This window comes from Bacillota bacterium, assembly GCA_012837335.1.
GTDB lineage: Bacteria > Bacillota > Limnochordia > Darwinibacteriales > DTU012 > DTU012.
This window is the reverse complement of sequence record DURM01000032.1, coordinates 1-12,630: the sequence shown is the minus strand read 5'-3', so window position 1 is coordinate 12,630 and position 12,630 is coordinate 1. Positions and strand designations below refer to the sequence as shown.

Below are 12,630 nucleotides of genomic sequence, written 5' to 3'. Positions count from 1 at the left end.
AAACAGACAGTGGTGAGCGATGCGATTATCATGGATACAAGAAAGTGGATTTTGACGATACTGCTGATTATTGCGCTTTTGTTTTTGTACCGGGTTCGGGCTGTTCTAAGTCCGTTCTTGTTTGCTTCCCTGATCGCTTACACTGCCTATCCGCTCGTCATGGTTTTCGAAAAGCGCCAAGTTCCCCGTCCAATTGCGATTGTATTGGTCTATTTGATATTCGCAGTTATCCTTGCCCTCTTAATCTCGTTTATGATCCCACAGCTGGCGGAGGAAGTTGATGAGCTGCTGAAAACAGTGCCTAAACAAACAGAAATGCTGGAAGATGGACTGCAGCGCCTGCGGGGACTGCAGGATATTTCTGTGCCGGATGTGCTGCAGGCTGGCTTTGATACATTGGTAAACCGCATCCAGAGGCTGCTGGAGGGTTTGGCGGAGCGGATAGCCCAAATTTTGGTGGGATTAGTATCTCAGGTCGTCAGTCTGGCAATTGCACCGGTTTTGGCTTTTTACCTGCTTCGGGATCTAGAAGCCATTAAGCGGCGGACCTTGATGCTGATACCCAAACGCTACCGCCTCACTATCTATTCGCTGGCTAAGGAAATAAATCTGATTATCTACGGTTTTATCCGCGGGCAGCTTGTTAACGCGGGTCTGGTAGGGCTTTTGATTTCAGGTGGACTTGCGCTGCTCGGCATTAAATACTCTCTGTTTATCGGACTTTTGGCTGGCTTGTTCGATATAATCCCTTACTTCGGACCCATAATCGGGTTTATTCCTGCTTCAGTTTTAGCGCTGGCCAAATCGCCCATATCGGTTGTATGGGTACTGGTGATATTCGTATTAGTAAACCAAATCGAAGCAAACATTATTTCACCGAAAATCATTGGGGAAAGAGTAGGACTGCATCCCCTGGCGGTAATCTTTGCAATTTTTGCCGGCGGTGAGCTGATGGGCATCATCGGGATGCTGATTGCCGTACCGGCTGCCGCAGTAGTGCGGGTACTGCTTACTCATACACTTAAACGCCTTGACAGCATGGACGGTAGGTAGTGTTGACAAGGTTTCGGCCATTGGATAAGATAGGAATAGTGGAGAAAAGAAGGGGGGAACCGCACATTCGATGCGGAAGAGATGAAGTACATTACAGCTGATCAAATGCGATCTATGTTTTTAGAGTTTTTTAAATCAAAAGGTCATCAGGTTCTGCCTAGTGCCTCCCTTGTCCCGCATGGTGATGCCAGCTTACTGCTGACCGGTGCGGGCATGGTTCCGTTTAAACCATATTTTCTGGGTCAAGAAGAACCGGAGTTCCGGCGGGTAACTACCTGCCAGCGCTGTCTGCGCACTCCGGATTTGGAAAACGTGGGAAAAACCGATCGTCATGGTACATTTTTTGAGATGTTAGGCAATTTTTCATTTGGTGATTATTTTAAAGCAGAAGCTATTACCTGGGCGTGGGAGTTTATTATCGAACATATGGGAATTCCCAAAGACAAGCTCTGGGTAACAATCTATCTGGATGATGATGAGGCTTTTCAGATCTGGCATGAAAAGATCGGTGTTCCTCAGGAACGGATTGTTCGCCTCGGTAAAGAAGACAACTTCTGGGAAATCGGTGTAGGCTATCCCTGTGGACCCTGCTCCGAGATTCACTATGACCGCGGTCCGGAATTCGGCTGCGATAATCCCGACTGTAAGCCCGGCTGCGAATGCGAGCGCTTTATGGAGTTCTGGAATTTGGTATTTGTTCAGTATATCCAGCGGGAAGCAGGTAGATACGAGCCTTTGGAATCTAGGAGTATTGACACGGGTATGGGCATGGAGCGGATTGTAGCTCTGATGCAGGGTGTAAAAAGCATTTTTGAAATCGACCTGATCAAGCCGATTATCGACAAAGCTGCCAGTCTCGCCAAAACCAGCTACGGTAAAGATGAAAAAGCTGATGTGTCACTGAGAGTGATCACGGATCACGCGCGGGCGCTGACTTTCTTAGTAAGTGATGGAGTTCTGCCCAGCAATGAGGGGCGGGGTTATGTGTTAAGGCGTCTGATCAGAAGAGCTGCACGCCACGGCCGCCTTTTAGGCATTAAGGGTCAGTTCTTAAATGAAATGGTCGATATCGTGATTCAGCAGATGCAGACCGGTTATCCGGAGCTTGTGGACAATAAAGAGTATATCCACAAAGTCGTTAATCTAGAAGAACAGCGCTTCTATGAAACACTTGATCAAGGTCTGAACATTCTGCAGGATATCATCAGCAAGCATCAGGCAGGTGCAGAAAAGATTATTTCCGGAGAAGATGTTTTCAGACTCTATGACACTTATGGCTTCCCCGCTGAGCTTACTAAGGAAATTGCTGCTGAACAGGGGTTTGCTACTGATGAAGAAGGATTCCAAGCAGCGATGGAACAGCAGCGGGAAAGGGCCAGAAAAGCTCGGGCACAGACGAATTATCTAGGTGACCATCTTGAGCTTTATCAGAAACTCCACGAAGAGCTGGAGTCGCTCTTTGTTGGCTATGAAACAACCGAATGCTCAGCAGAAGTTGCTGCCATCATTAAAGATAATCAGATCGTTGATCGACTCGGCGCCGGTGAAGCGGGAGTTGTAGTTTTAAATAAGACTCCTTTCTACGCCGAAAGCGGAGGTCAGGTATCCGATACAGGAACAATTACTGCCAAAACTGGACAGTTCAGCGTCAAAGATGTCAGCCACCCGGTTGAAGGCATTATTGCTCACGAAGGTGTGCTGGTTTCAGGAGAATTGCGGGTTGGAGATCCAGTGTTAGCCTCGGTTTACAACAAAGAGCGCTGGGATACGATGAGACACCACAGTGCTACCCATCTGCTTCATAAAGCGCTGCGGGAAGTATTAGGCGAGCATGTGCACCAATCCGGTTCATATGTTGATGCCGAAAGGCTCCGCTTCGACTTTACCCATTTTGAAGCGGTTACACCTGAGCAGCTCCTGTTAATTGAACAGCTTGTTAATGAAGCAGTAATGGCCAACTATCCTGTTCAGACTGAAAATCTTTCGCTTGAAGAAGCAAAATCCAAAGGCGCGATAGCTCTCTTCGGCGAGAAGTATGGCAGTTCTGTGCGGGTAGTGTCCATGGGTGAATCGATGGAGCTGTGCGGAGGCACCCATGTAAGCGCTACAGGAGACATTGGTTTGTTCAGGATTGTATCTGAGAGCAGTATTGCCGCAGGTGTCCGCAGAATTGAGGCAGTGGCAGGCAAGCGAGCACTCGAGTACACCGACCAGCGGGAGACCATGCTTAAAGAACTCAGCCAACTTCTTGATGCGCCGGTAGAACAGGCGGTTCAACAGTTGGAACGGCTGTTAGAGCAGCAGAAAGAGCTGCAGGCAGAACTGAATAAATTTAAGCGCAAGGCAGTGTCCGATGTAACCGGTGATCTAATCAGCCAAGCTGAGGAAATCAATGGAGTTAAATTAGTTATTGCTGAAGTAGAGCTGGCAGAAACAGAGCAGCTCCGCACCTTAGGTGACAAGCTGCGGGATCAGCTTAAGCCATCGGTGATCTTTTTAGGAGCTCGTGCCGGTGAAAAAGTACTGCTGGTAGCCATGGCGACTAAAGATATCGCTGGTAAGGTGGTTCACGCTGGCAATCTGATCAAAACTGCAGCTCAAATCTGCGGCGGCGGAGGCGGCGGCAGACCTGATATGGCTCAAGCAGGTGGGCGGCTCCCGGAGAAACTTCCGGAAGCTCTCAAGACTGTCCGGGAATTGTTAGTTGAACAGTTAAAGGAGAAGTAATTTGCAGTGCCGAATTAGGTAATGAGGATTGCACCAAAAGGGGGCTTGGTGGTCATGGATGATAAAACTACTATCTTCCGTAGGTTTCCGCATTCAGAGAATGGCTTGATCGCCCAGGTACTGCAGGAAGTGTACCAGGCGCTGCAAGCTAAAGGTTACAACCCCGTTGGACAAATAGTTGGTTACTTGATGTCAGGCGACCCGACGTATATCACAAGTCACGGGAACGCGCGCAACCTGATTCGGCAGTTAGAAAGAGATAAAATTCTTGAAGAACTGGTCGCAAGTTACTTACAGAAATCGCAAGGGACTGGCAGCAGCTAGTCTCTTGCTGTACTTTTATTGAGCGCTGTATCCCACATAAAGGATTGATGGTAGTAATGCTAAAGGACCTATTATCGCGGATCAATCCTCGGCAGGCCCAGGATTCAGAGCCGACATACCGGATAGCTTTAGATATTGGAACCGAATATGTTAAAGCTGTGTTTTTGGAGCAAGCCGGCGGTGTAGCCTCTATTATCGGCGTTGGCCGATCTCAGCAGGATTACGCTGATATGGACAGCGGGGCTATTGCCAATATAGCTGGTGTTGTTCGCTGCTGCCGCCAGGCGCTGACGCAAGGGTCAGTTATTGCCGGTGTCAAGCCTACTGAGGTCGTTGTAGGTATTGCTGGCCAGTTTGTAACCGGTGTGACCCGAACAGTATTCAGGCAGCGGAAGCGGCCAGATAAGGGTCTGACAAGGAGAGAGCTGTCGAGATTGGTTGCGGGAGTGCAGCTGGAAGCCCAGCAATATGCCACTGAAGAAATGGCGGAAAAAATGGGCTTTAAAAAGATGGACTTGGAATTAGTAAACTCTGCTGTTGTAGATATCAGCATCGATGGCTATCAGGTGAGCAATCCGATTGACTTTCGCGGGCGCAATGTGGAGATGACAGTGTTTATGGTTTTTGCCCCATTAGTGCACGTGAGCGCTGTAAAAACCGTGGTGGAGCGTCTTGATCTTGACTTAGTAGGTCTAGTCGCTGAGCCTTATGCGGTGGCAGCCAGTACATTTACCGACGAAAGCTACGAGTTTGGTTCATTGGTAATTGATATCGGTGGAGGCAGCACCGATCTTGCCCTGATTCACCGGGGAGGCATTGTGAAAACAAAAATGTTCGGTATTGGTGGGCGGGCTTTTACCAAAGGCATTGCTGCCTACTGCCGCACAACGCTGCGGGAAGCAGAGCAGCTTAAGCTGGATTACGCTGCCGGGATTGAGGTCGGTGACGAGGTAAAAGAGATTATCACGGCTGATTTGAAAATATGGCAGGATGCACTGATCTTGGCTTTAAAGGAGCTCTATCAGGGCCAGCCTCTGCCGCCCCGTGTGGTCTTGTGCGGGGGAGGTAGCGGACTTCCGGGTATTCTCGAAACGATAGCCCATCCAAAACTTGTCGAATCGGAATTATTCGCGGTTATACCCGAAGTGCGGCTGCTGCAGCCTGAAGATGTATTCGGAGTTGCTGATCCTAAAGATTTCTTATCTGCTGTGCAGGATGTGACTCCAAAGAGCATTGCTTTTCAGGCCAGTCAAGCAGAACCTAAAACCAGTACCATCTTCGGAGGTGTGCGGTACGGATGATCATCTATGTTGATCCAGCTGATGAGCTGAATACAATCGTGCACAGGATCCGCCTGGAAGAGGATTCAGAGATAGTATTGGTGGTACCTCCGGAGAATTGGGCGCTGCGTGATCGGATAAATATAAAGTTGTTAGCAAAATATGCAAAAGATTCTCAAAAAAATCTGGTGATCAAAACCGGAGATCCCCTCATAATTAAGCACGCAGAAGCGGTGGAGCTTCGGGTTATCCGCGATGAATCCGCGGCAGCAGTTGAGGATGGGGATGAAGAAGCAGTTGAAGTCAAGCATAGGAACCGCCAAAGTCGGGACAGAGTGGAGCGTTTGATTGTTCTGCTGCTGATCGCGGCTTCTGTGCTCGGTCTCGCCTATTACCACCTGCCAAAAGCGGTGATTGTGGTCAGTCCAAAACAGGAGACCTTTAAGTATACACTGCAGGTACCCCTAGATGGATTGGATGGCATCGAGTTGGCGTCTGTGCAGACTTTGCTGACGCGTAGAACACCTGCTACCGGCAGAAAGATCGTGGGTATTTCACGGGCAGTTGGAGCAGTAACACTGATCAATCAATCTCAGAGCGAGGCCGCAGTTGCTAAAGGGACCATTTTAGAAACAGGCAGCGGAATCCTATTTAGAACAACCAAAGATGTTGTGGTTCCGGCAGTTACTACTCAGTATTTCATGGATATTCCCACCGGGTTGACCGCTGGCAAGGCTGAAGTGGAAATCGAGGCTGTTGAAGCCGGCAGCCAGGGGAATGTTGCCGCCGGGCGGATTGTAGCTATTCGTGGCTATGATTTAGAAGTGCGCAATTCTGATCCTACCAGCGGTGGCGAAGATGTTGTTCTAGAGGTGGCTGTCCGGGAAGATATTGAACGGGCGCAGAACCTAGTGAGAAGAGATGGAGAGCAGGAGCTGCGCGATGCTTTAATAGTTCAGCTTGGTGGACGATTAATGATTGATGAAACCTTTAAAATTGATATCGAGTGGACTAACATGTCTCAAGTAGATGAAGAAACCAGCGAAGTTTTTGCATCCGGTATCTGCGTTGGAAAAGCGTATCTTGTCGATCTTGATCAACTCAGCAGAGCGACGGCAGCATTGTTGGCAGAAGCAGTACCGGATGGATTTGTGCTTGTCCCCGAGACGGTATCCTTTGACTCAGTTAGCATCAATGAGACGGAGGCAGGTTATCAGTTGAATCTCCGCACTCAAGCTGTCATCAGAGGTGTAATTGACGAAGCAACGCTTGCACAGCAGCTTGCCGGAAGAGAAGACGAGGAGATAGACACTGTGCTCATAGCTAATCCAGGTGTAGCCAGGATCTATGTTGAGAGTGGACCTCAAGATAAGCTGCCGCAGCTGCCGCGTTGGTTAAAGATAAAAGTTGAAGAACCTGTGTACTAGGAGTTTTGCTAGTGGAATATCGCAATTTGGGTAAGACTAAACTTAAAGTATCAAGAATGTGTTTTGGTTCGCTGACCATCGGACCGCTTCAGCGGAATCTGCCCTTGGCGGACGGAAGCAAATTGATTCGGAAAGCTTTAGAAGCAGGTGTGAATTTTATTGACACTGCGCAGTTATATCGCAACTACGGCTACATAAGAGAAGCGCTGAAGGGATGGTCCAATGAAGTAGTAATTGCTACCAAGTCCTATGCGTATACTGAAGAAATGATGGAGAATGCTCTGGAAGAAGCTCGGAAAGAGTTGGATCTGGACCAAATTCCCATCTTTATGCTTCATGAACAGGAGTCGGAGCACACGATCCGGGGTCATTGGCCAGCGCTGGAGTATTTATTAAATGCCAAAGTTAAGGGAAAAGTAAAGGCAGTAGGAATATCTACTCACTATGTTCAAGGGGTGCTGGGGGCTTTGAAATACCCCGAAATCGAAGTGATTTCGCCTCTCATCAACCTTTCCGGCATTGGTATTCAAGGCGGCAGCCGTGATCAAATGCTTGATGCGATAAAGCAAGCTGCTGCTCTGGGCAAAGGTATCTTTGCCATGAAGCCGCTCGGAGGTGGCCATCTGATTGCCAGTCAGCAGGCGGCATTTGAGTTTTTGCTGAATCAGCAGGAGATTGATTCGATTGCTGTTGGCATGAAGAATGAGCAGGAGCTGCACCGCAATTTAGCCTACTTTAATGGCGAGCCGGTGGAGAAACTGGTGCTTGATGAAGTTGAGCGCAGATTACATATCGATGATTGGTGTGTACTGTGTGAAAAGTGTGTGCAGGCTTGCCCTTCAAAAGCCTTAACCAATGTCGATAATGTGATCACAGTTGATCGGGAAAAATGTGTGTTCTGCGGCTACTGCGGCGCTGCTTGTCCGGAGTTTGCCATTAAAGTGATTTAGGGAGAGACGAAATGCGGGTATTGGGATTAGATGTAGGTGAAAAAACGGTTGGTGTGGCTGTAAGCGATCCTTTAGGTTTTACGGCGCAGGGATTGGAAGTAATTAGGCGAACTAGTATTGAGCAAGACCTCAAGCGGTTGGCGGAAATAGCTGACCAGTACCAAGTTGAGCGGATCGTAGTGGGAATGCCGCGCCGCACTGACGGCAGCTATGGTCCGGAGGCAGAAAAGGTGGAGGCATTTGCTGCGAAACTTAAAGAAGCAGTCACGGTTCCAATTGTGTTTTGGGATGAACGCTTTTCTACAGCCGCAGCGGAAAGAATTTTGCTTGAAGGGGATGTAAGTCGGGCAAAACGACGCCGTGTAGTGGATAAAGTAGCAGCGAGTGTGATTCTACAGGGTTATTTAGACCGAAATTAAAGGAGGATAACAGCAATGACCGATAACGATAAGATTACTTTGATTGATGAGAATAACAACGAGGTTGAGTTTACTGTTGTGGATTACTTAGAAATCGACGATAACCGGTATGTTGTGCTGCTGCCCGACGAAGATCCGGAAGAAGGAGCGATTATTCTTCGGGTTGAACAGGACGATGACGGCGAAGACATTTTGGTTGAGATCGAAGACGATGATGAATTTGACCGGGTAGTGGAGATCTTAGAATCTGAGATGGATTAGGCTTCTTCCATTATCTGATTTGCATTAATTCTTGCCTTGGTTTATAATGAACTAGCTTAGACCAGAATGATGCTGATCGGATTAGGAGGGTTGTTTTTGAAACCCAATTTACTGTCAAAGGCTAAGCGGACCAGTTTGTTAGCGGTCCGTTTTCTTTTAATTGGACTAGTAATCGCTGCAGTCATTGCCCAGATTGGTCTTGCAGCAGCAGTTCTAATGGCTCATCGACCGGCAAGCACCTGCCCAAACAGTTTGGATGCGATCGTCACAATTCCAGCGGGGCTGTCTGCCAGCAGTATTGGTGAGCTTCTATTTGAGCAGGGCTTAATTCGCAATGCCAATTTATTCAATCTTATGCTGCGCATTACCAAAAGCGACAGCCAATTACAAGCCGGAGAGTATCTTTTAAATCCAACGATGAGCACGATGGAAGTGATCAAAAAGCTGAACGCAGGAGAGATTATCATCCACCGGGTTGTGATTCCCGAAGGTTATGATTTGAAGCAAATTGCTGATGTACTGGCTGATGAGGGTTTGGTTGATCGGGAGCGCTTTTTGCTGTTAGCATCCAACGCCGAACTGGTCTTTGGCGAGGAACTGCCAATCGAGCTTCCAATCGCTTCCTTAGAGGGCTATTTGTTTCCGGATACCTACTACTTTGCTAAAGAGCAGAGCGAAGAGGCGATTATCCGGCAGATGGTGGCACGGTTTGTTGAGCAGGTGATTCCAAATACTGACCTTAGTCTGCTTGATCATAGATACACACTGCATGAAGTAGTAACGCTGGCATCAATCGTGGAAAAAGAAGTAATTTATGACTTTGAGCGGCCGATCGTAGCTGCTGTATATCTGAACCGCTTGGATATTGACATGCGGCTGCAGGCGGATCCGACAGTGCGCTATGTTATGACTGAGAACCGCAGTCGGGTGCTGTATCGGGATCTAGAGATTGATTCGCCGTATAATACCTACCGCTATGATGGCCTGCCGCCGGGACCGATTGCCAGCCCGGGTTTGAAATCGATCCTTGCGGTGTTAAGTCCGGCTGATGTTGATTATTTATTTTTTGTTGCCAAGAATGATGGCACGCATCAGTTCAGCAGAACATTTCAAGAACATGTCGCAGCGAGAAGGTCGCTGGGGTATTAGAATTTTACTTTAGGAGTTGTTTGATCTTGAGAATACCGGAATTATTGGCTCCGGCAGGAAATATGGAGAAAGCGAAGGTTGCAATTGCCTACGGCGCAGATGCTATTTATCTGTCAGGCCAGCTTTACGGTATGAGAGCTGGAGCAGGAAATTTTGATAACGATGAGTTAGCTGCTGTGGTTAAGTACGCCCATGACCGCGGCGTTAAAGTATATGTAACTGTGAATATTATTCCCCACAATCATCATCTTGAGGGGATGCCTGAATATATTGAGTTTTTAAACGGATTAGGGGTCGATGCGATTATTGTTGCCGATGTGGGGGTAATCAGCATCGCTAAAGCAGTAGCACCTGATCTGCCGCTGCACTTAAGCACGCAGGCTAATACCATTAATTGGCAGGCGGCAAATTTTTGGAGCAGTATGGGGATAGAGCGCATTGTGCTGGCTCGGGAAGCTACCCGTGAGGATATCCGCTTGATCCGGGAAAAAACAGATGCAGAGCTGGAAATGTTTGTTCATGGAGCTATGTGCATGGCGTATTCGGGACGCTGTCTGTTAAGTGGAGTTATGACCGGGCGAGAAGCAAATCTGGGAGCCTGTGCCCAAAGCTGCCGCTGGAAGTATACTGTGATGGAGTCGAAAAGACCTGGCCAATACTTCCCGGTAGAAGAGACGAAAGACGGCACTTATATTTTTAATTCTAAGGATCTATGTCTGCTGGAATATCTGCCGGATCTGATTGAGATCGGGGTTGACAGCCTTAAGATTGAAGGCAGAATGAAGAGCGCGTATTATGTCGGCACTGTGGTCAGAGCTTATCGGCAGGCTCTCGACAGCTATGCTGCTGATCCGGAAGGATACAAGCTGGATCCCGAGCTCTTAAACGAAGTTGACAAAGTCAGCCACCGTCCGTATTACACAGGGTTCTTCCTCGGCAGTCAGCCGGGAACTTATCCAGAAAGCTCTGCTTATCTCCAGAGCTATGATTTTGTCGGTATGGTGGAAGACTACGACCACAATGCGGGAGAAGCAATAATTGGAGTGCGCAACTATTTCCCGGTAGGATCCCAGGTGGAAATCATTCAGCCGCTGGATCAAATGCTGGTGCTGGATGTAAGTGAGATTATCAACGAAGTAGACGGAGAATTGCTGGATGCAGCCCATGCTAACTACCGGGTTCGGATAAAAATGCCGCCTGTGAAACCGATGTCGATGCTCAGGATAGCTAAGACTGACAGCGAAGAAGCAATGCTGCACCGGGAATCAAGGCCGGCGCGCAAACAAGAGTCAGATAACGAGGGAGACACTAAATGAAGGCAAAACAGAAGTGTCCGGTAAGAATAGGAAAAGCGTACCAGATTGAAATAACAGATTTAACTCATGACGGCGAAGGCATCGGCAGAGTCGATGATTTTGCCGTCTTTGTGCCTGAGGCTCTGCCCGGGGATGTAGTACTAGGCAGGGTGATCTCGACTAAGAAAACCTATGCCCGCGCTTTGATTGAAAAAATCCTAACGGAGTCAGAGCAGCGGATTAAGCCGTTTTGCCCGCAAGCCGAGTCCTGCGGCGGGTGTCAGCTGGCCTATATGGGTTATGAATACCAGCTTGCTTGGAAGCAGAAACGCGTTCAAGATGCAATTCGGAGAATCGGCAGAATCGAAGCTGAGGTGCTGCCGATAATTGGTATGGACAATCCGGAAGGATACCGCAATAAATCTCAGTTTCCAGTCGGTTTACAAGACAACCGTTTGGTAATGGGGTTTTACCAGAAGCGGTCCCACAATATTGTCGATACTGATTACTGTCGGATTCAGCATCCGCTGATCAATAAAGCCGCCAAAGTGGTAAAGCAGGCGCTGATTGACTTAAACATTGAGCCATATAACGAACAGAATCATACTGGTGTTGTCCGACACGCGGTAATCCGGACAAGCTTCAGCAGAAAGACACTGATGGTGATTTTTGTAACGCGCACCAATGAGTTTCCCCATCAGGGTGAGCTTGTTGCAGAGCTGACCAAAAAGCTGCCTGAACTTACGAGTATTTATCAGAATGTCAATCCCAAGGTGACGAACGTAATATTCGGCTATGAAAGCAGGCTGTTATGGGGAGAAGCATATCTGCTCGATCAAATCGGAGATTTAGAGTTTGCCATTTCCCCGCGATCCTTTTTCCAGGTCAATCCTCATCAAACCAAGGTGCTTTATGATTTGGCGAAAGAAACGGCTGGATTAACAGGCAAGGAAACGGTTTGGGATTTGTACTGCGGCATCGGTACAATTGGACTGTATCTTGCTTCTGATGCGGAAAAAGTAATCGGTGTAGAAACCGTGCCGGAAGCGGTCGAAGATGCCCGGTTTAATGCCGATCTAAACGGCATCAGGCACGCTGAGTTCTATACAGGAAAAGCCGAAGACTTAGCACCAAAACTCTTGGATCAAGGATTAAAACCGGATGTGGTCATTGTCGATCCGCCGCGCCGCGGCTGTGATCCCAGCCTCCTTGAAACGATCCAAAAAGTACAGGTTCCAAAAGTAGTTTATGTATCCTGCAATCCATCGACATTGGCCAGAGATCTAGGCATCCTAGTTGAGGCTGGTTACCGGGTTGAATCGGTGCAGCCGGTTGATATGTTTCCGGATACAAGTCATGTGGAGTGCGTCACATTGATGTCGCGGCTGTAAGCCTTTATTTAAGCGGATTTCCGAATTTGCATCAAAGTTGTCTACTCGACCTGAAGGGCTAAAATGCGTACACGGAAACATATCGACGATTATTTTTGAGGTACAATTTGAACTCCAAAATTTGCAGGGTTGAGTTGACAGATTAGATAACGGCCTTTTTTCATAGAGGTTGAGGAGACAGGATGGATGTACATTTAATGCAGGTATACTCATTTTCTGAAAATACATTATTTATTATGTATAAAGTTGTAATATGTTGAAATTGTTCGTTTCTTCGCATATAATAAAAATTGGAATTTTGTGTTCTGCGAGGTATTCATAATGGATTACTTAACGACAAAACAAGCTGCTGAA

The 12,630-nt window shown here is 47.9% G+C and carries 11 protein-coding genes; all 11 read left to right on the top strand.

Going from position 1 to position 12,630, the window contains the following annotated elements; genetic code table 11:
- The first annotated feature begins 30 nt into the window (after positions 1 to 30).
- The 11 genes from GX019_04690 (at position 31) to rlmD (ending at position 12,276) form a co-directional block, all read left to right on the top strand.
- Entirely contained in the window at positions 31 to 1,053 is a 1,023-nt protein-coding gene (locus tag GX019_04690) for an AI-2E family transporter (protein ID HHT36456.1), read from the top strand.
- A 90-nt stretch (positions 1,054 to 1,143) separates the two neighbouring features.
- The gene (gene alaS, locus GX019_04685; GenBank protein HHT36455.1) at positions 1,144 to 3,780 is read left to right on the top strand and encodes an alanine--tRNA ligase; all 2,637 of its coding nucleotides are present in this window, start codon (positions 1,144 to 1,146) and stop codon (positions 3,778 to 3,780) included.
- Between the two features lie 54 nt (positions 3,781 to 3,834).
- A complete protein-coding gene (locus tag GX019_04680) occupies positions 3,835 to 4,104 on the top strand; it encodes an IreB family regulatory phosphoprotein (protein ID HHT36454.1) in 270 nt (89 codons plus the stop codon).
- A gap of 47 nt (positions 4,105 to 4,151) precedes the next feature.
- Complete coding sequence (locus tag GX019_04675; protein ID HHT36453.1) at positions 4,152 to 5,405, top strand: pilus assembly protein PilM; 1,254 nt, start codon at positions 4,152 to 4,154, stop codon at positions 5,403 to 5,405.
- Positions 5,402 to 6,811, top strand: a complete 1,410-nt coding sequence (locus GX019_04670) for a hypothetical protein (GenBank protein HHT36452.1) — start codon at positions 5,402 to 5,404, stop codon at positions 6,809 to 6,811. The genes GX019_04675 and GX019_04670 overlap by 4 nt, the downstream gene beginning before the upstream one ends.
- An 11-nt stretch (positions 6,812 to 6,822) precedes the next feature.
- Positions 6,823 to 7,761, top strand: a complete 939-nt coding sequence (locus tag GX019_04665) for a 4Fe-4S binding protein (protein ID HHT36451.1) — start codon at positions 6,823 to 6,825, stop codon at positions 7,759 to 7,761.
- 11 nt (positions 7,762 to 7,772) lie between these two features.
- Entirely contained in the window at positions 7,773 to 8,180 is a 408-nt protein-coding gene (ruvX, locus tag GX019_04660; GenBank protein HHT36450.1) for a Holliday junction resolvase RuvX, read from the top strand.
- Between the two features lie 15 nt (positions 8,181 to 8,195).
- Positions 8,196 to 8,441 carry a DUF1292 domain-containing protein gene (locus tag GX019_04655; protein HHT36449.1) on the top strand — a complete coding sequence of 82 codons (246 nt, stop codon included), beginning with the start codon at positions 8,196 to 8,198 and terminating at the stop codon, positions 8,439 to 8,441.
- Positions 8,442 to 8,537: 96 nt separating this feature from the next.
- Positions 8,538 to 9,590, top strand: a complete 1,053-nt coding sequence (gene mltG, locus GX019_04650; GenBank protein ID HHT36448.1) for an endolytic transglycosylase MltG — start codon at positions 8,538 to 8,540, stop codon at positions 9,588 to 9,590.
- Between the two features lie 26 nt (positions 9,591 to 9,616).
- Positions 9,617 to 10,906 carry a U32 family peptidase gene (locus tag GX019_04645; protein ID HHT36447.1) on the top strand — a complete coding sequence of 430 codons (1,290 nt, stop codon included), beginning with the start codon at positions 9,617 to 9,619 and terminating at the stop codon, positions 10,904 to 10,906.
- Positions 10,903 to 12,276, top strand: coding sequence for a 23S rRNA (uracil(1939)-C(5))-methyltransferase RlmD (gene rlmD, locus GX019_04640; protein ID HHT36446.1), 1,374 nt, complete (start codon positions 10,903 to 10,905; stop codon positions 12,274 to 12,276). The genes GX019_04645 and rlmD overlap by 4 nt, the downstream gene beginning before the upstream one ends.
- Positions 12,277 to 12,630: the final 354 nt, after the last annotated feature.

What these genes read in the sequence shown, in the direction of transcription:
- GX019_04670 (HHT36452.1), top strand. Translation starts at nt 5,402, where the DNA reads ATGATCATCTATGTTGATCCAGCTGATGAGCTGAATACAATCGTGCAC.
- ruvX (HHT36450.1), top strand. Translation starts at nt 7,773, where the DNA reads ATGCGGGTATTGGGATTAGATGTAGGTGAAAAAACGGTTGGTGTGGCT.
- GX019_04690 (HHT36456.1), top strand. Translation starts at nt 31, where the DNA reads ATGGATACAAGAAAGTGGATTTTGACGATACTGCTGATTATTGCGCTT.
- rlmD (HHT36446.1), top strand. Translation starts at nt 10,903, where the DNA reads ATGAAGGCAAAACAGAAGTGTCCGGTAAGAATAGGAAAAGCGTACCAG.
- GX019_04680 (HHT36454.1), top strand. Translation starts at nt 3,835, where the DNA reads ATGGATGATAAAACTACTATCTTCCGTAGGTTTCCGCATTCAGAGAAT.
- GX019_04675 (HHT36453.1), top strand. Translation starts at nt 4,152, where the DNA reads ATGGTAGTAATGCTAAAGGACCTATTATCGCGGATCAATCCTCGGCAG.
- GX019_04655 (HHT36449.1), top strand. Translation starts at nt 8,196, where the DNA reads ATGACCGATAACGATAAGATTACTTTGATTGATGAGAATAACAACGAG.